This is a genomic window from Actinoplanes sp. NPDC004185 (assembly GCF_053603475.1).
Genome location: NZ_JBSGFR010000005.1, coordinates 109,609 through 132,266 on the forward strand (window position 1 = coordinate 109,609; position 22,658 = coordinate 132,266).

Sequence of the window (22,658 nt, forward strand, 5' to 3'; positions counted from 1 at the left end):
TCCGGTCGGCATCTGTCCAAAAGCTTGACAACACGAGACACTTCTATGGGCCAAGGGATGGGGTGAGCGGTGACGATGCCCGAACGCGATGAGCCGACCGGAGCACTGGTCAGACCGTACGCCGTGACCCGTGGCCGGACCCGGCCGAAGCTGGAAATCGCGCTGGAAGCGCTCGTCGAGACCACCGTGCGTGGCCGTTCCACCGGAGCGGGCAGGGGCGGGAGCGAACACCAGTACATCGCGGCGATGTGCGACGGCGGCAGAGTGCAGTCGCTGGCCGAGATCGCCGCACGCATGCAACTGCCGCTCGGGGTGGCTCGAGTGATCGTCGCGGACATGGCCACCGATGGCCTGGTCGCGGTGTACGAGCCGACATCGCTTGATGATGAGTCCGATGCGGTGGGTACGGAACTGCTGGAAAGGGTGCTGAGTGGACTTCGCAGGCTCTGACATGTCGCGCCGGCCGGCCGCCGGGCGTGTGACATCGGCGAAGATTGTCATCGCCGGTGGTTTCGGCGTCGGTAGGACGACGCTGGTGGGGTCGGTCTCTGAGATCACCCCGCTGACCACCGAGGCGATCATGACCTCCGCCGGTGTTGGTGTCGACGACAACCGGCAGGTGCCGGGTAAGACGACGACCACGGTGGCAATGGACTTCGGCCGGATCAGCATCGACCGGGATCTGATCCTCTACCTGTTCGGCACGCCTGGCCAGACGCGGTTCTGGTTCATGTGGGACGAACTGGTCAGGGGAGCCATCGGTGCGGTGGTCATGGTGGACACGCGTCGGCTCGCCGACTGCTTCGCCGCCATCGACTTCTTCGAGCACCGACGGCTGCCGTACCTGGTCGCCATAAACTGCTTCGACGGTATGCAGTACCACAACGCCCAGGACGTTCGCGACGCGCTCGCGATCTCCAGCGACGTGCCGGTGGTGAGCTGCGACGCCCGTAACCGTGAGTCGACGAAGAACGTACTGATCTCGCTGGTCGAGTATGTGCTGACTATGCGTCGCTCGCGTGCGGTAGCGCCGGCCTGACAGGCTGCTGAAGGTCCCGCTCTGCTCGACAGAGCGGGACTTTTGCATGCCCGCAGCGGTTTTGCGGCAGCTGGTGGCCTTCGGCCCCTCGGTAGGCTCGCTTCCGGCCTGTCCGGTCCCGCTCGCTTCCGGCATCTCCGGGCCAGTCCGTTTCCGGCCTGCCCCGCCCGCTCCCCGGCGTGTCCGGCCCGTTCCCAGCCCGCCCGGTCCGCTGCCGCCTACGGCCAGCTCGGCCCTACCGGCTCGTCCTGCCGGGCCTGCCCGGCCTGACCTGGCCCGCTCCCAGCCCGCCCGGTCCGCTGCCGCCTACGGCTAGCTCGGCCCGGCCTGCCTGACCCGGCCTGGCCTGACCCGGCCCGGCCTGACCCGGCCCGGCCTGACCCGGCCTGACCCGGCCCGGCCTGGCCCGGCCTGCCCGCCTCCAGGCACCTCTGCCGCTCGCACCGGCAGACCGGGTCGGTGCAGTCAACCTGCAGGTGACCGGCGTGCCCGGCCCGCTCTCGGCCTGTCCAGCCTTACCGGCCCGCCAGGCCACCGTGCCTGCACGACCCGCTGCTGCCTGCCTACCGGGCCAGCCCGGCCCCTATCGGCCTGCTGGCCCCTATCGGCCTGCTGGCCCCTATCGGCCTGCTGGCCCCTATCGGCCTGCTGGCCCCAACCCAAGCCAGCTCGGCGGCCCTCTACGGCGCGGAGAGCGGCCGGACGAGACTCCGTGGTCCGAGCTGTGCGACGTTGCCCGACCTACGCCGACCCGCGCCGACCCGCGCCGACCCACGCCGACCCACGCCGACCCACGCCATCCCGCGCCGACGCGGGCCGTGCGGCTCACGGTCGGCCGGCTGTTCGGGGAGCCCGGCCGTTCGCGGGGGTCGGCCCCGCGGATTGCACAGCCGCTCGCGGACTGCTCAGCCGCTGCAGACTGCTCACGCCACCCCAGCGCGAAGCTCCCCTGCTGGAAAACGAGCTCGCCCTCCCGCAAACCGCCAGCACAACGAGTTTGCCCCTCCCGGAACAGCGTGCCCACAACTCCGACCGAGCCCGGCCTCCTCGTGCCCCTCGCCGCAGGCGTTCGGGTACTGAGCCTTGTCGCGAAATGCGCCCACCGAGCGGCCCCGCCGAAGCTCCCGCTATCGACCCTTGATCGTGGTGGTCCAGGTGCCCGGGCGGCAGCACCAGCGCCAGCTCCCACGACGCAAAGCGTCCACAAAAGAGAACGGCCACACCCCCGCATGAGGGCGTGGCCGTTCCGTCAAAGCGTTAGGTCAGCTGCTGCGATACCCCGCGTTGCGGAAGTCCTCCTGCTGAGCACCGCCGTCACGGCTGAAGTCCCAGCCGCCCGCCGCTTCCCGGCCCGGGCGGCCGCCGATCGCGTAGCCGCCGATCTCCTGCCCGCGACGCCACCCGCGGAAGTAGCCCGTGGTGTGCGCCGCGATGCTCGCCGCGTCGCGGACGATGCGGAGTGGGCGCTCTTCCCGCAGGGGCGAGCCCGGGACCAGGTTGGCCTGCGGGACCCGCTTCGGCAGGCCGGCTGACGTCTCGGCCGCCACCGACGGCGTTGCTGCCTTTTCCGCCGCGCGCCAGCCTGTGTCGGACGGGTTCGTCCAGTCCAGGTTGGTCGAGGCTTCCTCGTCGTGGCCCGTGAACCAGGCCGACCGGGCCGCCGCGAAGATCAGCAGGTCGCCGTCGCCTTCGGCCGGGACCGGGGGTGAGGTGCTGCGGTCCAGGGCCGTCAGGGTCGTGCGGCGGGCTGCCGCTCGGCCGTTGCGGCCGCCGCGGTCGTCGACCAGGCGCAGCGGCGGGGGCTCGGTGATCGCCGTCACGTCGGCCGGGGTGTTGGTCAGGCCGTTGAGGACCGACTCCACCAGGCGCAGGGACGGCGGCTCCTGCGGCATGTCCTGCCACGGCGGGCGCACCCGTCCGTCCGACGGCGGGCTGCTCACCGCGGCCGGCGGCGGCGTGGCCGGTGCCTCGTCGCTGGTGTTCAACAGCGGCCAGTTGGCACGGGACCCGGGCTCCGGGGTCTCCTGCGTCGAGCGCTGGGCCGGCATCGGCAGCGAATAGTCCGTCGCACCGTTCGCGGCCGGCTGTCCGTTCCGGGTGTTGGCCCGGGGCGGGATGACCGTGCGCTGGCGTTCGGCGCGGGCGCTGCTCATCGCCGCGTTGGTCAGCGTCGGGCGGAACGGCTGGCCGCTGTCCGCCGGCGGCACCGACGACGGGCGCGAGCCCGGGACGATCGGCGTCATGCCCGGCGGGGGCGGCGGGACCGAGACGGGCCGGCTGGCCGGGCCCGGATCGGGGGTGCGGCTGGGCAGACCCGACGCGGCAGCCGGAGCAACCGGCGGCGGGGTGACCGGACGCGGCGCGAGCGGCGGCGGCATGACCGGCTCGGGCGCGACGGGCGGGCTGGTCAGCGGGCGCGGCATCGCGGGAGCGTGGCTCGCCGCGGCCGGCTCAGGACGGTTGCGGCGACCCAGCCGGGTGCCGGTCTCGGCCGGACGCAGGCGGGTGCCCGTGTCGGCAGCGGCGGCGGGACGGGGCATCCGGGTGCCGGTGTCCACCGGACGGGGCAGGCGGGTGCCGGTGTCCATCGGGCGGGGCACGCGGGTGCCGGTCTCGGCGGTGCGCTGGTTGGCGGCGGGCTCGGCGGCCCGGCGGGAACCGGCCTGGCGGCGGCCGGGGCTGCCGCTCAGCGACTGCGGGGTCACGCGGGCGACGAGGGTGCCGACCATGGCCTCGCAGGCGGAGTCGCAGGACCGGACAGCGCCGATCGCGTGCCGCACGGTGTCGGCCGCAGCCGACGACAGAGATTTGTTGATCCCGCCTCGGCGGGGGGATTCGCTGATCGCCACGACGAGCGCGGTGACAGCGGCGACGACCTGGTCGTCGGTGCCGGCGCCGGCGCGGGTCAGCTCCGCTGCCACGTCTTCGGCGACCTGGTCACTGTCGTGACCGCGGCCGGTGAGGCGGCCGGGCTCCGGCAGCGCGTCCAGCACCGCGAGGGCCAGGGGATGGGCCGGATCCGGGTACGCCCGCAGCGCCGCCGGATACAGCTCGCGCAGCACCTCGCGCAGCGACGTGGCAGCGGCGTGCCGGCCGTTGAGCATCGCGACGTGGGCAGCGAGCACCGGCTTGTAGCTGACCAGCTCGCGCGGCGCCGGGATGGTGGCGGCCGTGAGGGCTCCGGCCTGCAGCGCGCGGGCGAGGCCCACGGCGCGACGGGCCGCCGGTGAGGCGGACATCTCCTCGGCGGAGTCGTCGTCGGCGAACCGTTCGGCGAAGTCGTCGGCTGAGTCGTCGTCGGCGACGGCGAGGGGACGGCCGGCTGCGGTCAGCAGCGACGTGACCATGTGGTCGTCGCTGTCGGCGGCGACCGCGGCGTCCGCGAAGCCACTCGTCCGTTCCACGAGCAGCGTGCCGAGCTGGGCATAGCCCCCCGGGTCGTCGCTGATCTCGTGGACGCCGAGCAGCCTTCCCGTGTCGTCCACCACGGCGATGGTCAGTTGCGAGCCGGCCGAGGCCGTCCGCACCGTCTCATCAGCCGACGCCAGACCGCAGTACACGCGCACGAGCGCCACGGCGTCGTCCTCCTCCCCGGGAGTGCTGTATTCGGCCAAGGACTGATGGTCCCTGTTGAGGGGTCAGTCGCGCCAGTCCACAGCGGCAGAGATCTTGCCGATAATCGAGCGCCAACCCAGACTCGCCTGTTGCGCCCCGATTTTACGCAGCTTGCGCCGTCCGAAGAAACCGCCCATTCCGCCACTCTCGGCCGACCGGAGAGACTCGTCCAGGTCGTCGAGCGGCGATCCCGGCGCCAGGGCCAGGATCACGGGCTTGAGGCGCAGGGCGTGGCCCAGGTCTCGGGCCACCTCGCCGGCGGCGATGAGCAGCGGCAGATCCCACGTGTCGTGACCACCGCGCAGGTTCTCCACCACGAGGTCCAGCTCGTAGCGATCGTCCTGCGCCGGGTCGATGTCGCTCGACTGTACCCGTTCCACGACGGTCGGCCACGTGTCGAGCTGGGCCAGGTCGTGCGGTGCACCCGAACGAATGAAGGAGACCAGCGACTCCGGGGTCTTGAAGGTGAGCAGCTTGCCGCGGTGGCTCAGGAAGATGGGGACCTCTTCGTCCTCCTCCTCGGCCTCAGCGGCCTCTTCCGGCTCGTCGGCGAAGTCGGCCGGGTCGGGCTCGGCCACGACCTCGCCGTCCTCGGTGGTGACCGTGCCGTCGGACTTGCGCTCCGACTTCGTGCCCGCGTCACCCTCGGCGACCAGGGCGGCGAACTCGTCGTCGACGATGACGCCGTCCTCCTCGGCCGCGCGGGCCGCGGCCGCACGCTCCCGGGCGTCGAACGGGTCGTCCTCGTCGGTCTCGATCTCGGTCGGCGTGAGCTCCGAGGCGAGCCGGTACGCCCGCAGCGTCAGCCCCACGCCGCCCGGCATGGCGATCTCGACGGGCGAGATTCGTACCTCGTCCCACAGCTCACGGCCGGAGAGCCCGTCCTTGACGACGGCCTTCTCCTCCTTGACCGTCGAGCCCTCTTCGGGCGACTGGCTGGTCACGGTGACCTCCGGGTTGGTTCAAGCGAGCTGTTCGGACGGGTGAGTCTGGGCACACACCTTAGTGTGCGGTCCTGAAAGGAGACCGACCGAGGTCAGAAACCCTTCGGATGCCAGACCGTCTTGGTCTCCAGCAGCGCCGTCATCGGCCGCAGTCCCGGATCGGCGGTGAAGTCGGGCGTGTCGGCCGGCGGGCGGACGACCCGCTTGAGGTTGCCAGCGGCGGACCGCTCCAGCTCGGTGGCGAGCTCCGGGTCGGCCACGCCGGTGAGATCGAGCGCGTTGACGTCGTCGTGCGAGGCGAGCCAGGGCGCGGTCTCGGCGGCGTGGCCGGTGAGAATGTTCACCACCCCGCCCGGGACGTCGGAGGTGGCCAGCACCTCGGCGAGGGTGACGGCGACCTGCGGCGCGGCGGCGAGCACCACGACCGTGTTGCCGGTGACGATCGCCGGTGCGATGACGCTGACCAGCCCGAGGAACGAGGCCGGGGCGACGACACCGACAACGCCCGTGGGCTCCGGCGCGGAGATGTTGAAGTACGGGCCGGCGACCGGGTTGGCGCTGCCGTGCACCTGGGCGATCTTGTCGGACCAGCCCGCGTACCAGACCCAGCGGTCGACGGCCGCGTCGAGCTCGCCGGCCGCGACGCCCAGCGCGATGAACTCGTCGCGGCGTGCCTCGACCATCTCGGCGATCCGGTAGAGCACCTGACCGCGGTTGTAGGCGGTGGCGCCGGCCCACTTCGGCTGCGCCTTGCGGGCGGCCACGACGGCGTCGCGGGCGTCCTTGCGGGAGGCGAGGGCCACGTTGTCGCCGTCCACGAGATAGGTCCGTCCTGATTCGCTGCGCGGAAAAGCCCCGCCGATGTACAGCTTGTAGGTCTTGCGCACTGCGAGCCGACCACCCCGGGCAGCACGCCCGGTCTCGGCAGGCGCGGCGGCGCGGCCGCTCGCGGCGGCGGAGGTGGCGGCCGGATCGCCCTGGTGAGAGGAAGCGGCCGAGCCGCCCTCGGCCGGAGCAGCGACAAGATCGCCGGCGGCGACAGGATCGCCCTTGACCCGGGCGGCGGCGCGGTCGCCCTTGGCGCGGGACGCTGCCTTGGCGGGGGACGGGGACTTAGGCAAGGTACGCCTCCAGGCCGTGCCGGCCGCCCTCGCGGCCGTAACCGGACTCCTTGTAGCCGCCGAACGGCGACGTCGGGTCGAACTTGTTGAACGTGTTGGCCCAGACCACGCCGGCGCGGAGCTTGTCGGCCATCGCCAGGATCAGTGAGCCCTTGTCGGTCCAGATGCCGGCCGACAGACCGTACGGCGTGTTGTTGGCCTTTTCGATCGCCTCGTCCGGGGTGCGGAAGGTCAGCACCGACAGCACCGGTCCGAAGATCTCCTCGCGGGCGATCCGGTGCGCCTGGGTGACCCCCGTGAAGATCGTCGGGGCGAACCAGAAGCCCTGGGCCGGCAGCTCGCACGGCGGTGACCAGCGCTCGGCCCCTTCGGCGGCGCCGACGTCGGAGAGCTCGCGGATGCGGGCGAGCTGCGCCGCCGAGTTGATCGCGCCGACGTCCGTGTTCTTGTCCAGCGGGTCACCGACCCGCAGCGTCGCCATCCGGCGTTTGAGGGCGGTGAGCACCTCGTCGTACGCGGACTCCTGGACCAGCAGCCGCGACCCGGCGCAGCAGACGTGCCCCTGGTTGAAGAAGATGCCGTTGACGATGCCTTCGACCGCCTGGTCGATGGGCGCGTCGTCGAAGACGATGTTGGCCGCCTTGCCGCCCAGCTCGAGGGTCAGGCGCTTGCTGGTGCCGGCGACCGACCGGGCGATCTGCCGGCCGACCTCGGTCGAGCCGGTGAAGGCGACCTTGTCGACGCCGGGGTGCTCGACCAGGGTGCGGCCGGTCTCGCCGGCGCCGGTGATGATGTTGACGACGCCCGGCGGCAGCTCGGCCTGCTGGCAGATGTCGGCGAAGAAGAGGGCGGACAGCGGCGTGGTCTCGGCCGGCTTCAGCACGACGGTGTTGCCCGCGGCCAGCGCGGGCGCGATCTTCCAGGCCAGCATCAGCAGCGGGAAGTTCCAGGGGATGACCTGCGCGGCGACGCCCAGCGGCCGGGGGTCGGAGCCGAAGCCGGCGTACTTGAGCTTGTCGGCCCAGCCCGCGTAATAGAAGAAGTGCGCGGCGACCAGGGGCACGTCGACGTCGCGGGATTCGCGGATCGGCTTGCCGTTGTCCAGGGACTCCAGCACGGCCAGCTCGCGGGAGCGTTCCTGGACGATGCGGGCGATCCGGAAGAGGTACTTGGCGCGTTCGGCGCCGGGCAGGGCCGACCAGGGGCCGAAGGCGCGGCGGGCGGCGGCGACTGCCCGGTCGACGTCCTCGGCGCCGGCCGAGGCGACCTCGGCGAGGACCTCCTCGGAGGCCGGGTTGACGGTCTTGAAGACCCCGCCGGAGGCCGAGGCGGGCACGAAGGCGCCGTCGATGAACAGCCCGTAGGAGGGTGCGATGTCGACCACCGAGCGGGACTCGGGGGCGGGCGCGTACTGCAGGAAAGACATGGCCTCAGTCCAGCGTGAAGTAGTCCGGGCCGGCGTAGTGGCCGGTCGTGAGCTTGGTCCGCTGCATCAGCAGGTCGTTGAGCAGCGAGGAGGCGCCGAAGCGGAACCAGTCCGGGTCGAGCCAGTCGTCGCCGGCCGTCTCGTTGATCAGCACCAGGTATTTGATGGCGTCCTTGGTGGTGCGGATGCCGCCGGCGGGCTTGACGCCGACCTGGCGCCCGGTCTGCGCCCGGAAGTCCCGGACCGCTTCGAGCATGACCAGCGTCACCGGCAGCGTCGCGGCCACGGGCACCTTGCCGGTGGAGGTCTTGATGAAGTCGGCGCCGGCCAGCATGGCCAGCCAGGAGGCGCGGCGCACGTTGTCGTACGTCCCCAGCTCCCCGGTCTCGAGGATCACCTTGAGGTGGGCGGGCCCGCAGGCTTCCTTGACCGCGACGATCTCCTCGTACACGAAGTCGTAGCGACCGGACAGGAAGGCGCCCCGGCTGATCACCATGTCGATCTCGTCGGCGCCGCCGGCGACGGCGTCGCGGGTGTCGGCCAGCTTGACGTCGAGCGGGGCCTGCCCGGACGGGAACGCCGTGGCCACGCTGGCCAGGTGCACGCCGGAGCCGGCCAGCACCTCGGCCGCGACCGGGACCATGGCCGGGTAGACGCAGACGGCGGCCACGCTGGGGCAGGTGGGGTCCGAGGGGTCGGGGCGCAGCGCCTTGGCCGACAGGGCCCGGACCTTGCCGGGGGTGTCCGCGCCCTCGAGGGTGGTCAGGTCGACCATCCGGATGGCCAGGTCGATCGCCTTCGCCTTCGCGGTGGTCTTCACCGACCGGGTGCCGAGGGCGGCCGCCCGTGCCTCGACGCCGACCTTGTCGACCCCGGGCAGTCCGTGCAGGAAAGACCGGAGGTTGAAGGCGGAACCGGACATGTGAGGCAGCCTCGACGTCGCTGTCGCAGTCATGAGAGGGATTCTACGCGGCCCGCCGACAGTTGATCTTGGAGAACCCCGGTAGGTTGATCGGCGTGGACGTACTCGTCGTTGATCATCCGTTGGCCCAGTCCCGACTCACCGTCATGCGTGACGCGCAGAGCGACTCCGGAGCCTTCCGCGCCGCCCTGCACGAGCTGACCACCATGGTCGTGTACGAGGCCGCCCGCACCTTCGCCGTCGAGCAGTTCCCGGTCAGCACCCCGGTGGCGCCGACCCAGGGCACCCGGCTGGCCAACCCGCCGCTGATCGTGCCGGTGCTGCGGGCCGGCCTGGGCATGGCCGACGCCGCCCTGGCGCTGCTGCCCGAGTCGTCGATGGGCTTCGTGGGCCTGGCCCGCGACGAGGCCACCTACGAGCCGCGCGCCTACATGGAGTCGCTGCCCGGCGACCTCGCCGGGCTGCCCGTGCTCGTGCTCGACCCGATGCTCGCCACCGGCGGCTCCCTGGTGCACTGCTGCCAGCTGCTGGTCGACCGGGGCTGCACCGACGTCATCGTCTGCTGCGTGCTCGCCGCCCCGGAGGGCATCGAGCGGCTGCGCGCTTCCGGCCTGCCGCTGCGGCTGGTCACCGCGTCGATCGACGAGGGCCTCAACGAGAAGATGTACATCGTCCCCGGCCTCGGTGACGCGGGCGACCGTCAGTTCGGCGGCATGCCGCGGTTCTGAAGGGATGAAATCCTGATGAACGCCGCCGGTAGCGCGGCGTGGGGGACGGATCACAGCGCGAGACATACGGTGGGGATTTCCCCGGACGAACTGCGAAACGGCTCACGGAAAGTGACAAGCGCGGGGCGTTTCTGGTAGCCCTATGGCACGTCAGTGATGGTTGCGGCCGATGCGTACGGTAGGCGATCTCACGTCTCGGTAAGGTACTGTTCCGGCCGCCAAGCGCCGTGCCGGTGCCGTCGAGCCACGTCACATGCTCACTCCCGGCGTTGCATCAGCCACGTGTACACAGGAGGACCGCCCATGTCTGGGCTGCAGGACGCCATTCCGCCCGCTCGTCCGGTCATCGGTGAGGCCGAGATCGAGGCCGCCGTTCGTGTCCTGCGCAGCGGCATGGTCGTGCAGGGCCCCGAGGTCGCCGCCTTCGAAGCCGAGTTCGGCGAGGTCGTCGGCGGCCGGCACTGCGTGGCCGTCAACTCCGGCACGTCGGCGCTGCAACTCTCGCTGATGGCGCTGGGCTTCGGCCCGGGCGACGAGATCATCGTCCCGTCGTTCTCGTTCGCCGCCAGCGCGAACGCGGTCCGCCTGGTCGGCGCCACCCCGGTGTTCGCCGACATCGAGGCCGGCAGCTTCTGCCTGGACCCGGACGCGGTCGCCGCCGCGGTCACCCCGCGCACCGTCGCCATCATGCCGGTCCACCTGTACGGCCACCCGGCCGCGATGGACCGCATCATGCAGATCGCCGAGCAGCACAGCCTCGCCGTGGTGGAGGACGCCGCCCAGGCGCACGCCGCGGCCCTAGACGGCAAGCCCGTCGGCAGCTTCGGCGCGGCCGGGTGCTTCAGCTTCTACCCGACCAAGAACATGCACTCGCTCGAGGGCGGCATGATCAGCACCGGGGACGCCCAGCTCGCCCGCACCCTGCGTCTGCTGCGCAACCAGGGCATGGAGGCGCGCTACCAGAACGAGATCGTCGGCGCCAACATGCGGATGACCGACGTGGCCGCCGCGATCGGCCGCGTCCAGCTCGGACAGCTCGAGGCCTGGACGGAGAAGCGCCGCGCCAACGCCGCGTACTTCGACGCCAACCTCACCGGGGTGACGGTGCCGCCGGTGTCCGCGGGCGCCCGCCACGTCTACCACCAGTACACGGTCCGGGTGCAGGGCGACCGGGACGCGTTCCAGGCCGGGCTCAAGGAGCTGGGCATCGGCAACGCCGTCTACTACCCGACGCCGATCCACGAGCTGCGCCCGTACCTGAACGAGGACGGCCAGGCCGGCGACTGGAAGTTGCCGGAGACCGACCGCGCGGCCCGCGAGGTCGTGTCGCTGCCGGTGTTCCCCAGCCTGACCCAGGAGCAGCTCGACCGCATCGTCGAGGGCGTCAACACCGTGGCGGCGCGCTCATGAGCGCGGTGAAGGGTCTGCGCGCCGGCCTCATCGGCCTCGGCGCAATGGGTCGCAACCACGCCCGCGTCCTCAATCTGCTGGACGGCGTCGACTTCGTCGGCGTGCTGGACCCGGCGCCCGGCGCTGTCGCCCCGGCCGGCGTGCCGGTGGTCACCGACCTCGAGCAGCTGATCGCGCTGGGGCTGGACTATGCCGTCATCGCCTGCCCGACCGGGCTGCACGAGGAGATCGGCCTGCGGCTCGCCGAGGCCGGCGTTCACGCGCTGATCGAGAAGCCGCTGGCCCCCTCGGTGGAGGCCTCGGCCAAGCTGGTCGAGGCGTTCGAGAGCCGCAACCTGGTCGGCGCGGTCGGCCACATCGAGCGCTACAACCCGTCGCTGCAGAGCCTGCGCAACCGGCTGGAGGCCGGCGAGCTGGGCGACATCTACCAGGTCGTGACCCGGCGCCAGGGCCCGTTCCCGGGCCGCATCGCCGACGTCGGCGTGGTGATGGACCTGGCCACCCACGACATCGACCTGACCGCCTGGGTGACCGGCCACGAGTACGTGGACGTCTCCGCCCGCACGGTCTCGCGCAGCGGTCGCCCGCACGAGGACATGGTCTCCGCGGTGGCTTCGCTGGGCGGCGGCCTCATGGCCAACCACCTCGTGAACTGGCTCAGCCCGTTCAAGGAGCGGTCCACGGTGATCACCGGGGCCAAGGGCAGCTTCGTCGCCGACACCCTGACCGCCGACCTGACCTTCTACGCCAACGGCGCGGTCGACACCGAGTGGGAGGCGCTGCGGGCGTTCCGCGGCGTGGCCGAGGGCGACATGGTCCGCTACGCGATCCCGAAGCGCGAGCCGCTGCTGGTCGAGCACGAGCGCTTCCGGGACGCCGTGGAGGGCAAGGACAGCGACATCGTCACGCTGCGGCAGGGTATGCGTACGGTGCAGGTGGCCTCGGCCGTCCTGCAGTCGGCCCGTGAGGGAAGCGTCGTCCAGGTGCCGCGGGGGCAGGAGAGTTGATGTCCGGCAAGTCTCCCTCCTCGGGCTCGGGCGGGAAGGAGCGACGGCCACGCGTTCTGTACCTGTCGTTCTACTTCCCGCCGAGCCGGGCCAGCGGGGTGTTCCGGGCCCGCGCGACCGCGAATCACCTGGCCCAGGCCGGCTGGGACGTGACCGTGCTGACCGCGCCCCGGGAGTTCTTCCGTTACCACCTCGACGGCGCCGAGGACCCGGCGCTGGAGGAGACGGTCGACCCCCGGGTCCGGGTCGAGCGCCCCGCCATGAACGCCTACCACTACGAGCACGACGTGCGCCGCTTCAGCCGTTTCCGGCGCACGTTCCCGAACATCGCCAGCAAGCTCTACCACGCCTCGCAGAAGCACATCTTCGGTGAGCCGTACCTGGGCTGGATCCCCGGCGTCGTGCGCACCGCCGTGACGCACCACCTGCGCCGTCGCTTCGATCTGGTGCTGGCGACGGGCAACCCGTTCGTCTCGTTCGCCGCCGCGCACGAGCTCGGCAAGCTGTTCAAGATCCCCTACGTCGTCGACTTCCGGGACGCCTGGATCTTCAACCAGTTCACCGAGCAGATCCGCTTCCCCGAGGGCGGGAAGATGATGCGCTGGGAGGAGAAGGTCGTCCGGGACGCCGCCGAGGTCGTCTTCGTCAACGACGGCATGCGCCGGTGGTACGCCGACCGTTACCCGTCCGCCGCGAAGCGGATGGAGGTCGTCCCCAACGGCTGGGAGCCCGAGCTGCTGGGCCGCCCGGCCTACCACGAGCCCGAGCCCGACCGCCCGCTGCGCTTCAGCTACCTGGGCACGGTCACGGCGTACCTGCCGCTCGAGGTCCTGATCGGAGGCTGGCGGCTGGCCCGCAGCCATCCGCTGCTGGCCGACGCCGAGCTCGACATCCACGGTCACCTGGGCTTCTTCCCGGCCGACGCGGCGATGATCCGGCCCCGCCTGGACGCCGGGGCCGACGTGGGTGTGGTCTACCGCGGGCCGTTCGCCAAGACCGAGGCGGCCAAGGCGTACGCCGAGAGTGACGCCCTGGTGTTCTGCGTGCCCGGCGCCCGGTTCGTGACCTCCGGCAAGGTCTTCGAGTACATGGCGACCGGCAAGCCGATCGTGTCGGTGCACGAGAGCGGCATCGCCGCCGCCGACGTCCTCAACGGATATCCGCTCTGGTACAACGGCGCAAAACTGGACGAGGAGAGCGTGGCCGAGTCGTTCATCGCCGCCGCGAAGGCGGCCCGCGACCTGGACCGGCCGACCTTCGAGGCGGCCTTGCAGCACGCCGGCCGGTACACCCGGGAGGCGACGCTGACCCCGTGGGAGCACCGGCTACGAGCACTGGCCGAGGGCGGACGATGAGCCGCTCGTACACCTCCGTGGTCTACGTCGCGCTGGGCGAGTTCCGGATCCGCGCGGCGCTGACCTACACCGCCGAGCTGGCCGCCGCGGGGGCGAAGGTCACCCTCGTCGTCGGCGACCATCCGTCGTGGAAGGACGCGAAGCCGGCGGCGGGCGTGACCGTACGCCGGGCCGGCGAGCACCCGTGGCGCACCGTGCGGCCGTTGCTGGCCGGGGCCGACCTGCTGATCGCGGGCGACCCGCACGCCATGCCCGTCGCCGACGCCGCGCGCCGCGCCCGGCCGGGGCTGGAGATCCGCACCGAGCCGATGACCGACCCGGAGCGCCGGCCGGCACCGGCGGACCTCGCCGTGGTGACCCCCTGGTATCCGTCGCCGAACGACCCGTTCGCCGGGGCGTTCGTGCAGGCCGCCGTCCAGAGCGTGGGCGGGCAGGCCGGGTCGGTGTCCATCCTGCACACCGAGCACTGGTTCTATCCGCCGTGGCGGATGCCCGGCTACCTGATCGACATCACCACCCAGCGTGAACTGGCCCGCGCCGGGGGCCTGACCGTCGTGGACCTGCCGGAGGGCGAGCTGACCCGGGTGGTCGCGCCTCAGCCCCGCAAGCAGCCGTACCACGTGTGGGCCGACGAGCAGGTGCGCCGGCTGCGGGCGGCGCTGCCCACCGGCCGGATCGAGGCGCCGCTGGTGCACGCGCACACCGGCCACTTCGGCGGGGTGATGGCGACCGAACTGGCCCGGCCCGATGCCCGCATCATCGTCACCGAGCACGCCACGTTCCTGCGGCACGTGTTCGCCCAGCCGATCGCCCGCGAGCAGTACGCCACCATGCTGGAGCGCGTCGATCAGGTGCTCTGCGTCAGCGGTCACCTGCGCGACCAGATCGCCGCCGAGTTCCCGCAGCACGCGCACAAGCTGAAGGTCGTGCCGAACCCGATCGACTTCGACCGGTTCGCCGTGCGCCCGGCCCCGCCGGAACGCCCGGCGCGCTGGCTCTACGCCGGTCGGATGCTGGAGCACAAGGGCGTGCTCACGCTGGTCGACGCCTTCGCCGCGATCGCCGCGGAGGACCCGGCGGTCTCGCTCACCCTGGTCGGCAACGGCAAGCTCGACGACGCCGTGCGCGACCGCATCAAGGAGCTCGGCCTGGTCGGCCGGGTCGTGCAGCGCCCACCCGTGGCGCCGGACGAGATGACCGCGCTGATGCACGAGCACGACCTGCTGGTGCACGCCAGCCGGGCGGAGACGTTCGGCATGACCATCGTCGAGGCGGTCGCCACCGGAACGCCGGTGCTGGTCGCCGAGAGTGCCGGGCCGGCCGAGACGCTGCGCGGGCTCGACGGGGTGGCCGGCACACTGTTCCCGGTGACCAAGGATCCGGCGGTCCTGGTGGCGGCGTACCGGCGGCTGTGCGAGCAGTGGCCCGCGCTGGACCTGGCGACCGCCCGGGTCCGGCTGCGCGAGCGGTACGGCAACGAGGCGGTCGGCGAGCAGGTGCTGGCCGCGTACCACCAGCCACTCGCTGCGCCCGCGCCGGAGCCGGTGGCAGCCGCGGAGCCGGCCGACCGGATCCTCGTGGTCGCGGTCTATCCGCCGCGCCCGGCCCGGATCCGCGAGTTCATCGCCAAGGCACGCGAGCAGGGCCTCGGCGTCGACCTGATGGTTCCGGACCCGGGGAAGTGGGCCCGCGAGGCGGATTCCGGCATCCGGGTGCACGCGATCGGCCCGTCGCCTTCTGCGGGCGGTGGCGACCGGACGGTACGGCTCTCCGGCTCGCCGATGCCCGCCGTGCTGGCGCGTGAGGTGCAGCGCCGGGCGAAGAAGCTGCGCGGCAAGGTGTCGGCCCTGCCGTCCGCCCTCTCCCGGCCGCAGGCGCTGTGGCGGTCGGCCCGGCACGTGCTGCCGGAGGTCGACATGACCCGGGTCCGCCGGGTGGTGGTGCACGGCGCGCTGGGTGAGCGGATCGGCTGGCAGATCGCCCGGCGCTATCCGGACGTGCCGGTCAGCACCACGCTCAAGCTGCCCGAGGGCGACCGCTCGTAACAGAACAGCTCCACGATAGCCGGCCGGCACTCACGTGCCGGCCGGCGCTGTGTCTCAGGGCTGCTGGAGGAGCCGGTCGTACTGAGCCTGGACGACCGACCAGTCCCAGGTGGCCATCGCGTGGTCGGCCGCCGCGTCGCCGGTCTTGCGCCAGACCTCCGCCGAGGTGGTGTGCGCGACGATCCGCTCCACCGCCTCAGCCGGGGTCTCCACCATCCAGTCGGCCGGGAAGATGCTGCGGGCGCTGTGCGCCCGGCCGGCGAAGAACGGCCAGTCCCGGACGACCGGCACGGCGCCGCTGGCCGCACCCTCGATCACGCCGAGGTGGAAGCTCTCCCGCACCGACGCGCTGAGGATGACGCCCACGTCGGTGAGCGCGCCCGGCACGTCGTCGGTCTGCCCGAGCCGGCGCACCGCGCCCTGGGCTTCGAGCTCGGCCAGTTCCTCGACGTACGCCTGGTGGTAGGCGGCGGCCTGCGGGGTCGGCGTGCCGTCCAGGTCCGCGCCGACGAGGATCAGGTTGTACCGCTCGTCGCGGCGGCGCAGCTCGCGCAGCACCTCGAAAGTCCACCGCGGGTCCTTGGCGATCCGGCTCTGGCCGATCTGGGCCAGGGTGAACCGGGCGTCCGGGTGCTTGGGGCGGCGGTACCGGTCCAGCCGGGCCGCGTTGGTGACCACGTGGGTGCGTGGCCCGCCCGGCTCGCGCAGCCGCGGCGCCACGTCCAGGGTGTAGTCGAGCAGCGGGTCCGAGACGAACACCAGGTCGTCCAGCAGGGAAGCGTCCACCAGGTGCGGGAACATGGTGAACGCCTCGAACAGGTGCAGCCGCACGATGATCCGCGTGGTGCCCGGGTCCAGCATGGTGAACAGTGCGGCCTGCACCAGGCACCACTCGACGAAGACCGTGTCGGCCCACTCCAGGTGCGGGCCCAGCCACTCCTGGATCTTGTCGGCGTATTCGGGGTCCCCGCCGAGCTTGTGCTTGAGCAGGAACGGGATCCGGACCAGCGCCTGCTTCTCCGGGTCGGCGAGCAGGTTGAGCGTCCGTACCTCGAAGTCGGGGTCGCCGGCGTAGCGCGACCGGATCTCCCCGAGGAAGTTCTCGTTGCCGCGGCTGACGAACAGCAGCCGGTGCGGCCGGCCGTTGGGCGGCGCTGCGGCCGGCTCCCGGCGGCCGCGCGGCGCGGCCATGGTCCGGCCGACGAGGCTGTTGTGCAGCGGCGCCAGGAATGCGGTCGGATCGGGCGCCATCGGCGAGGTCAGCCAGTCGAAGTGCACCGCCCGGTGGAACAGCAGCTGCATCACCTGGTTGACCGAGCGGGTCGCCGCGTCGAAGTCGCCGCGGGTCAGCGCCCCGTCGGCGACGGCGAGCTCGGCGGCCGCGGCCTCGGTGAGGAACGGCGGGATACGGCCGGCCGACAGGTCGTCGCGGGCCGCCGTCATCAGCCATTCGGCCCGGGCGGCCGGATCGTGCATCCGCTCCGCCACGGCCAGCCGGGCGGCGCTGGCCTCGGCGGGCAGGCCGAGGGTGCCCAGCTTGCCGGCGATCCGCCGGCCCAGGCCCCGGCGGCGGGCGTCGCTGAGGCCCGGCGCGGTCAGCAGCGCCTGACCGGCGCGGCGGCCCCGCGGGTCGCTCAGCGCCTTGCCGACGACGCGGTGGCCCGCCTTGCGGACGAAACGCCTGGTCCGCTCGCGCACCGCGTCCACGGCCACGGACGGGCTGGGGCCGGGGCGCAGCATCCGCCGGGTGGCGTACCGGGACGGATGGGCGGCGCGCTCGGCCAGCGCGGCCCGTGCGGCGGCCAGGTCGGTCACCGCGTCCGCGGCGCGGTGGCGGCGACCCAGCTGACGGACCGTGTACGCGGCGGCGCCGTCCAGTGCGACGATCACTGCCGCGGTCGCAGCCCGGCGGCTTACCCGGGGGTCGTGCCGCACCCGCAGCCACAGCTTGCGGCCCTTGCCGGCGGTCCGGTGCTCGCGGCGGTCGTCGGCCGGCAGCGTCCGGACCGCGGGCAGCTCGAGCACCTCCGCGACGTCCGGCGCGAGGGTCACCTGGTCCGCCGGGCAGCCCACGGCGACGGTCACGCGCGCGCCGCCGGCCTGCAGCTGCGCCACCGTGTCGGCAAGCGTGCCGGGCGCGCCGGGCGCTCCGGCCGCGATGATCAGAACCTCGGGATTCATGCGGGGTATACGCCTCTGCGTGCGGAGGGGACGGAAGGTCCCCCAATCTATGCCATTCGTTCTCTGCCGGGATCAGGCGCTCCGCCCGGGCGAATTGCTTCGCGGCGGCGCCCACCTCTAAGGTCCGTGGTGACCGTTCGCGGCGGCGGGTGGAAGCCACCGTTTAGGGTCCTCGACGTGGACAACGAAGCGGGAGCAGGGGCTTTCATGGTTTCCGACGTGGCGCCGGAGCGACGGCGCCGGATCGTCATGCTCGTCGACAACGGCGTGAACGGCGATTCCCGGGTGCAGAAGGAAGCGCGTTCCGCCGCCGAGGCGGGCTGGGACGTGACCCTGCTCGGCAAGTCGCCGGACACCAAGGAACACACCTGGACGCTCGGGCCGGCCAAGGTGCGTCTGCTGCCCACCCCGTTCCCGCTGGGCAAGCGCCCGCACGAGTTCCGCCGGCGCTGGCTGATGGCCCCGCTGGCGTATCCGCAGACCGGTGTCTCCGAGCACCGCGCCCAGAAGGTGCGGGCCTGGCGGGCCGACCTCAACACGAACAGGCTGCTGCAGCCGGGCGGTCCGCGCCGGGCCGCCACCGAGGCCCAGTGGCAGGCCTCCCGCGTGCTCAACCGCTGGGTGTCGATCCGGCAGCGGCAGACCAAGAAGGCGCTGGCGGCGCGCAAGCGCCTGGACGCGCCCAGCGACAAGCTCTACACCTGGTTCTTCCAGACGGCGCTGAAGGACCGCGCCTGGCGCAAGCTCGAGCCGCAGCTGTGGGACTGGGAGCTGGCCTACGGACCGGTGATCGACAAGCTCAAGCCGGACCTGATCCACGCCAACGACTTCCGCATGCTCGGCGTCGGCGCCCGGGCCAAGATCCGGGCGAAGGCCCGCGGCCGCGACATCAAGCTGGTCTGGGACGCGCACGAGTTCCTGCCCGGCGTCCGCCCGTGGACCGACCACCTGCGGTGGAAGGCCGGGCACATGGCCCACGAGCGCGAGTACGTGCCTTACGCCGATGCTGCCGTCACCGTCTCCGACGACCTGGCCGGCATGCTGCAGGAGGCCCACGGCCTCGCCGAGCGCCCCTTGGTCGTGCTGAACACCCCGGCTGTCGAGCACGTGCCCGACGAGCTGACCGACGGCGTGCCGGCCGACGCCCCCGCGGCCGACCTGCGCGCGATGTGCGAGGTCGGGCCGGATGTGCCGTTGGTGGTCTACAGCGGCGCCGCCTCACCGCAGCGCGGCCTGGGCATCATGATCGAGGCGCTGCCGCAGCAGCCCGGCGTGCACGTGGCGCTGATCACCAACAACCAGACCAGTGGCTACATGGGCGGTCTGCGCAAGCGGGCCAACGCACTGGGCGTGCTGGACCGGGTGCACTTCCTGCCGTACGTGCCGCACTGGCAGGTGGTGCCGATGCTGTCCGGCGCCGACGTCGGGGTGATCCCGATCCACCACTGGCCCAACCACGAGATCGCGCTGATCACCAAGTTCTTCGAGTATTCGCACGCCCGGCTGCCGCTCGTGGTCAGCGACGTGCGGACGATGTCGGCCACGGTGCGGGCGACCGGGCAGGGCGAGGTGTTCACGGCCGAGGACGTCGACGACTACCTTCGGGCCGTGACGGCCGTGCTCGCCGACCCGGAGCGTTACCGGGCGGCGTACGACAAGCCCGGCCTGCTCGACGGCTGGACCTGGGCGGCGCAGGCCGAGGTGCTGAACTCGGTGTACCGCCGGCTGCTCGAGGCCTGACAGCTTCGTAGTGATCTTCGTCATGTGAGCTCTCGGGCCCGCAGAAATCCTGGTTGGACATCCCCGGAGATATGCGCCGGAAACCGGTACGTACGGCCAAGTTTTGTCCCCGAAGGCGGGACACAAAAAAGCTTCGTCTTACGGTACGTTCTTCCGGTCTCTAGGCCTGCCACCTCTCGGCCGGCATCCACTCCAACGGGGAGTTCTATCTATGGTGAACCTGCGTCTCCGGCGTGCCGGCCTGCCGATCGCCGTCAGCGCGGTTGTCGTCGCTGTTGCCGTCACCGGCACGATCCTGACGAACGGCTCTGCCAGCGCCGACACGACCAAGGCCAACCCCTCCGTGGCCCTCGCCGAGGCCGCCACTGCCGCCAAGAAGTTCTCGGTCAAGGAGTCGTCGAGCACGGCCCGGGCCCTCGCGGCCACCGACGAGAGCGACTTCGGTGACCTCACCGGCGACGGCAAGGCCGACCTGGCCGCGATCGACAGCAGCGGCACGATGTGGGTCTACCCCGGCAAGCGGTACGTGTACCCGGGCACCGGCACCCGGTCGACCTCGTTCTTCAGCGCGCGGATCAAGGTCGGCACCGGCTGGGGCAAGTTCACCAGCCTGGTCCGCCACGGCGACTTCAACGGCGACGGCAAGCAGGACATCCTGACCCGGGACTCCTCGGGCAAGCTGTTCTTCTACGCCGGCACCGGCAACCCGCTCGGGATGTTCAAGAAGGGCACCCAGGCCGGCACCGGCTGGGGCAACTTCACGTCCATCACCGGCGCGGGCGACCTGACCGGTGACGGCCGGGACGACCTGCTGGGCCAGAAGACCAACGGGGAGCTGGCTCTCTACACCGGCACCAACAACCCGGCCGCGCCGTTCGGTGCCAAGGGCAAGATCATCGGCACCGGTTGGAAGGGCAGCCTGCTCACCGCGATGGGCGACCTGACCGGCGACGGCCGCACCGAGTTCCAGTTCCGTAACTCGTCCGGCGTCGTGTACATGTACGAGAGCCGGGCCGGCTCCAACCCGATCGGGACGCGGACCACCGTCATCCCGGACGGCGACGTCGGCAACTACCTCAAGAACATGGTCGGCATGGGCGACCTGGCCTCCGACGCCCAGTGGGTCCCGACCCCGGACACGCTGTGGCAGGGCAAGGACGGCGCGCTGATCCTGTTCGCGGCCGACTGGGAGGGCGACGTCGAGATCGGCTCGGGCTGGGCCAACTACCGCCTGTTCTGATCGATCGCTGACACAGCAGGGCAATGTCCCGGGAGCTTCGCGCTCCTGGGACATTGCTGTGTTTCCGTCGCATACGTCAGCGGCCCCGGACGCTGTCCGGGGCCGCTGCTTGTCGCTGGATCACCTGGTCGAGTGCTGAGGCCCGGATCCGGAGGCCCACAGGATCATTGCCGTCAGGTCGCCGCCGGGCCGCCGTTGTCCGTGCGGCGGCTGCGCCACACCCGCACCAGGCCGGCCGGCACGGAGACGATCGCCCGCCCGGGCCGCCGGGCGCCCTGCACCATCGTGCTGCCCACCTGGAACGTGGCGGAGGAACGCAACCGGGCGAGGCTCTCCCGCGAGGCGGCCAGGCGTTCCTGCGTCGCCTTCAGCTTCGCGTCGCGGGCCTGCACCTCCTGCTCCAGCCGCCGGATCTTGTTCTGCTGGGCGGCCACCCGGTCGTTCTGCTCGGCCAGCTTGCGGCGCATCGGCCGGGCCACCAGGTCGCTGAACGTGTACTCGCCGGTGAGCCGGAGCAGGGCCGGCAGGTCGGGCTCGTCGCTGAGGGTGATCGGCGAGTCGTCCAGGTACGGCCGGAGCGGCGCCAGCCGGCTCACCCGCGCCGCGACGACCGCGCAGTGCGCGCCGTGCCGTGCCGCCTTGTCCAGCGGCACCGCCTGCAGCACCTGGCAGCCCGCGTCGACCAGCGGCCCGAGCAGCACGTGGTACGGCAGCTCCGCGATCGGCCAGCCGATGAGCACCACGACGCGTCCGCCGACCGGGAGCCGCCCGAGCGCCGCCGCCAGCGCCTCCGCGTCGACGTGCGCCTCCGGGTCCGGCCCGACGAAGGCGACCAGCAGCGTCTCGCTGTCGAAGGTGGTGGTGTCGTCCGGGTCGTACGCCGCCCGCCGCATCGACTCCGGCAGGGTCAGCATGTCGAGAGTGGCGTCGCCGCTGACCGACACGATGGTGGTGGCGCCACCGGCCACCGCGGGCAGTTCCTTGAGCAGCATGTCCTCGCCGATCAGTCAGTGGGTGCGGGTGAAGGCGTACAGGCCGATGACGCTGCCCCGGAAGTCGTACGGGTGCCAGCCGTCGAACCGCATGCCGCAGCCGTCCATCAGCGGCAGGTAGCTCTTGCGGCCGCGCAGCACCTGGTAGTTGCCGAGCACCTGGGAGCCGTCCTCGCCCCAGTCGGCGACGACGAGCCGCCCGCCCAGCCGGACCAGCGACGCCAGGTTGCGCATCGAGCGCTCCCACTCGGCGTCGTCGAGGATGTGGAACATCACGTCGACGGAGAACACCACGTCGTAGAGCCACGGGCTGCGCCAGCCGGACAGCGTCGAGAGGTGGTACCGGGGGCCGCCGCCCTCGTTGCGGCCGTGCTCGAGGGCAGCCGGGCTGCCGTCGATGCCGTCGAGCTGGTGGCCGAAGCGGGCCAGCTCGCGGCTGAACCAGCCCTTGCCGCAGCCGGCGTCCAGCAGGTACATCGGGGCCACCGGGGAGGACTGCAGGCCGACCAGATCCATCAGCAGGCTGAGCCGCCGCATGTAGAACATGCGGTTGGTGGCCTCGTCGTACGCCATGTGGCCGCCGGAGCGCAGATCGCTCTCCCGCTGGTGCCGCTCGTTCCAGTACGCCAACGCTTCCGCGTCGTTGAGGAGCACCATGCCGCCGTACCGCCTTCGTCGTGACGGGTGAACAGGGCGACAATATACGCCGGGGGAGCGCGCACGGCGTACATGATCGGTAAGGGATTTCCGGTCACGGTTCGGACGGCCATGAACGTGGCAGGAGTTAACCGCCGGGAAACCACGCGGAAAGGATGGCGTCCCGGCGTCGGGCACCACAGCGCGTGTGCGGGTGTCATAGACTCCCGAGCACCTCGCGTCCCCTGCGAGTGCAG

17 protein-coding genes are annotated in these 22,658 nt (G+C 71.9%); 9 read left to right on the top strand and 8 right to left on the bottom strand.

Annotated elements, in window-relative coordinates; all coding sequences use genetic code 11:
* Positions 1-75: 75 nt before the first annotated feature.
* Positions 76-450 (top strand): DUF742 domain-containing protein, encoded by a 375-nt coding sequence (locus ACWEOZ_RS07100; RefSeq protein ID WP_184998576.1) that lies wholly within the window; start codon positions 76-78, stop codon positions 448-450.
* 1 nt (position 451) lies between these two features.
* Entirely contained in the window at positions 452-1,039 is a 588-nt protein-coding gene (locus ACWEOZ_RS07105) for a GTP-binding protein (RefSeq protein ID WP_451909957.1), read from the top strand.
* Between the two features lie 1,262 nt (positions 1,040-2,301).
* On the opposite strand, the gene ACWEOZ_RS07110 is transcribed toward ACWEOZ_RS07105, so the two are convergent.
* The 5 genes from ACWEOZ_RS07110 to deoC all read right to left on the bottom strand — a co-directional run bounded on the left by ACWEOZ_RS07110 (position 2,302) and on the right by deoC (position 9,100).
* Positions 2,302-4,653: a transposase gene (locus ACWEOZ_RS07110; protein WP_451909825.1), complete on the bottom strand. Its 2,352-nt coding sequence runs from the start codon at positions 4,651-4,653 to the stop codon at positions 2,302-2,304.
* Positions 4,654-4,677: 24 nt separating this feature from the next.
* Positions 4,678-5,598, bottom strand: coding sequence for a DNA primase (locus ACWEOZ_RS07115; RefSeq protein WP_451909826.1), 921 nt, complete (start codon positions 5,596-5,598; stop codon positions 4,678-4,680).
* 92 nt (positions 5,599-5,690) lie between these two features.
* Positions 5,691-6,485 carry an aldehyde dehydrogenase family protein gene (locus tag ACWEOZ_RS07120; protein WP_451909958.1) on the bottom strand — a complete coding sequence of 265 codons (795 nt, stop codon included), beginning with the start codon at positions 6,483-6,485 and terminating at the stop codon, positions 5,691-5,693.
* Positions 6,486-6,711: 226 nt separating this feature from the next.
* The gene (locus ACWEOZ_RS07125) at positions 6,712-8,145 is read right to left on the bottom strand and encodes an aldehyde dehydrogenase family protein (protein WP_451909827.1); all 1,434 of its coding nucleotides are present in this window, start codon (positions 8,143-8,145) and stop codon (positions 6,712-6,714) included.
* Positions 8,146-8,149: 4 nt separating this feature from the next.
* A complete protein-coding gene (gene deoC, locus ACWEOZ_RS07130) occupies positions 8,150-9,100 on the bottom strand; it encodes a deoxyribose-phosphate aldolase (protein ID WP_451909828.1) in 951 nt (316 codons plus the stop codon).
* A 62-nt stretch (positions 9,101-9,162) separates the two neighbouring features.
* Here deoC and upp point away from each other — a divergent pair, with 62 nt between their 5' ends.
* The 5 genes from upp to ACWEOZ_RS07155 all read left to right on the top strand — a co-directional run bounded on the left by upp (position 9,163) and on the right by ACWEOZ_RS07155 (position 15,612).
* Positions 9,163-9,795, top strand: coding sequence for a uracil phosphoribosyltransferase (upp, locus tag ACWEOZ_RS07135; RefSeq protein ID WP_451909829.1), 633 nt, complete (start codon positions 9,163-9,165; stop codon positions 9,793-9,795).
* A 303-nt stretch (positions 9,796-10,098) separates the two neighbouring features.
* Positions 10,099-11,205, top strand: a complete 1,107-nt coding sequence (locus tag ACWEOZ_RS07140; RefSeq protein ID WP_451909830.1) for a DegT/DnrJ/EryC1/StrS family aminotransferase — start codon at positions 10,099-10,101, stop codon at positions 11,203-11,205.
* Positions 11,202-12,212: a Gfo/Idh/MocA family protein gene (locus ACWEOZ_RS07145; RefSeq protein WP_451909831.1), complete on the top strand. Its 1,011-nt coding sequence runs from the start codon at positions 11,202-11,204 to the stop codon at positions 12,210-12,212. The genes ACWEOZ_RS07140 and ACWEOZ_RS07145 overlap by 4 nt, the downstream gene beginning before the upstream one ends.
* Positions 12,212-13,567: a glycosyltransferase gene (locus ACWEOZ_RS07150; RefSeq protein WP_451909832.1), complete on the top strand. Its 1,356-nt coding sequence runs from the start codon at positions 12,212-12,214 to the stop codon at positions 13,565-13,567. Before ACWEOZ_RS07145 ends, ACWEOZ_RS07150 begins: the two co-directional genes overlap by 1 nt.
* Positions 13,564-15,612, top strand: coding sequence for a glycosyltransferase family 4 protein (locus ACWEOZ_RS07155; RefSeq protein ID WP_451909833.1), 2,049 nt, complete (start codon positions 13,564-13,566; stop codon positions 15,610-15,612). The genes ACWEOZ_RS07150 and ACWEOZ_RS07155 overlap by 4 nt, the downstream gene beginning before the upstream one ends.
* 54 nt (positions 15,613-15,666) lie before the next feature.
* Here ACWEOZ_RS07155 and ACWEOZ_RS07160 read toward each other — a convergent pair whose 3' ends face one another.
* Complete coding sequence (locus ACWEOZ_RS07160; RefSeq protein ID WP_451909834.1) at positions 15,667-17,793, bottom strand: glycosyltransferase family 1 protein; 2,127 nt, start codon at positions 17,791-17,793, stop codon at positions 15,667-15,669.
* A 249-nt stretch (positions 17,794-18,042) separates the two neighbouring features.
* Here ACWEOZ_RS07160 and ACWEOZ_RS07165 point away from each other — a divergent pair, with 249 nt between their 5' ends.
* Both ACWEOZ_RS07165 and ACWEOZ_RS07170 read left to right on the top strand, forming a co-directional pair.
* Positions 18,043-19,533, top strand: coding sequence for a glycosyltransferase family 4 protein (locus ACWEOZ_RS07165; RefSeq protein WP_451909959.1), 1,491 nt, complete (start codon positions 18,043-18,045; stop codon positions 19,531-19,533).
* Between the two features lie 211 nt (positions 19,534-19,744).
* The gene (locus tag ACWEOZ_RS07170; protein ID WP_451909835.1) at positions 19,745-20,773 is read left to right on the top strand and encodes an FG-GAP repeat domain-containing protein; all 1,029 of its coding nucleotides are present in this window, start codon (positions 19,745-19,747) and stop codon (positions 20,771-20,773) included.
* A 173-nt stretch (positions 20,774-20,946) separates the two neighbouring features.
* On the opposite strand, the gene ACWEOZ_RS07175 is transcribed toward ACWEOZ_RS07170, so the two are convergent.
* Together ACWEOZ_RS07175 and ACWEOZ_RS07180 are read right to left on the bottom strand one after the other, a co-directional pair.
* Complete coding sequence (locus ACWEOZ_RS07175; protein WP_451909836.1) at positions 20,947-21,765, bottom strand: hypothetical protein; 819 nt, start codon at positions 21,763-21,765, stop codon at positions 20,947-20,949.
* A 15-nt stretch (positions 21,766-21,780) separates the two neighbouring features.
* Positions 21,781-22,422 carry a class I SAM-dependent methyltransferase gene (locus tag ACWEOZ_RS07180; protein ID WP_451909837.1) on the bottom strand — a complete coding sequence of 214 codons (642 nt, stop codon included), beginning with the start codon at positions 22,420-22,422 and terminating at the stop codon, positions 21,781-21,783.
* Between the last annotated feature and the right edge of the window lie 236 nt (positions 22,423-22,658).

Excerpts from the sequence above, each read along its gene's own strand:
- ACWEOZ_RS07100 (WP_184998576.1), top strand. The coding sequence starts at position 76 with ATGCCCGAACGCGATGAGCCGACCGGAGCACTGGTCAGACCGTACGCC.
- ACWEOZ_RS07105 (WP_451909957.1), top strand. The coding sequence starts at position 452 with ATGTCGCGCCGGCCGGCCGCCGGGCGTGTGACATCGGCGAAGATTGTC.
- ACWEOZ_RS07125 (WP_451909827.1), bottom strand. The coding sequence starts at position 8,145 with ATGTCTTTCCTGCAGTACGCGCCCGCCCCCGAGTCCCGCTCGGTGGTC.
- deoC (WP_451909828.1), bottom strand. The coding sequence starts at position 9,100 with ATGACTGCGACAGCGACGTCGAGGCTGCCTCACATGTCCGGTTCCGCC.
- ACWEOZ_RS07140 (WP_451909830.1), top strand. The coding sequence starts at position 10,099 with ATGTCTGGGCTGCAGGACGCCATTCCGCCCGCTCGTCCGGTCATCGGT.
- ACWEOZ_RS07145 (WP_451909831.1), top strand. The coding sequence starts at position 11,202 with ATGAGCGCGGTGAAGGGTCTGCGCGCCGGCCTCATCGGCCTCGGCGCA.
- ACWEOZ_RS07150 (WP_451909832.1), top strand. The coding sequence starts at position 12,212 with ATGTCCGGCAAGTCTCCCTCCTCGGGCTCGGGCGGGAAGGAGCGACGG.
- ACWEOZ_RS07155 (WP_451909833.1), top strand. The coding sequence starts at position 13,564 with ATGAGCCGCTCGTACACCTCCGTGGTCTACGTCGCGCTGGGCGAGTTC.
- ACWEOZ_RS07160 (WP_451909834.1), bottom strand. The coding sequence starts at position 17,793 with ATGAATCCCGAGGTTCTGATCATCGCGGCCGGAGCGCCCGGCGCGCCC.
- ACWEOZ_RS07165 (WP_451909959.1), top strand. The coding sequence starts at position 18,043 with ATGCTCGTCGACAACGGCGTGAACGGCGATTCCCGGGTGCAGAAGGAA.
- ACWEOZ_RS07170 (WP_451909835.1), top strand. The coding sequence starts at position 19,745 with ATGGTGAACCTGCGTCTCCGGCGTGCCGGCCTGCCGATCGCCGTCAGC.
- ACWEOZ_RS07175 (WP_451909836.1), bottom strand. The coding sequence starts at position 21,765 with ATGCTGCTCAAGGAACTGCCCGCGGTGGCCGGTGGCGCCACCACCATC.
- ACWEOZ_RS07180 (WP_451909837.1), bottom strand. The coding sequence starts at position 22,422 with ATGGTGCTCCTCAACGACGCGGAAGCGTTGGCGTACTGGAACGAGCGG.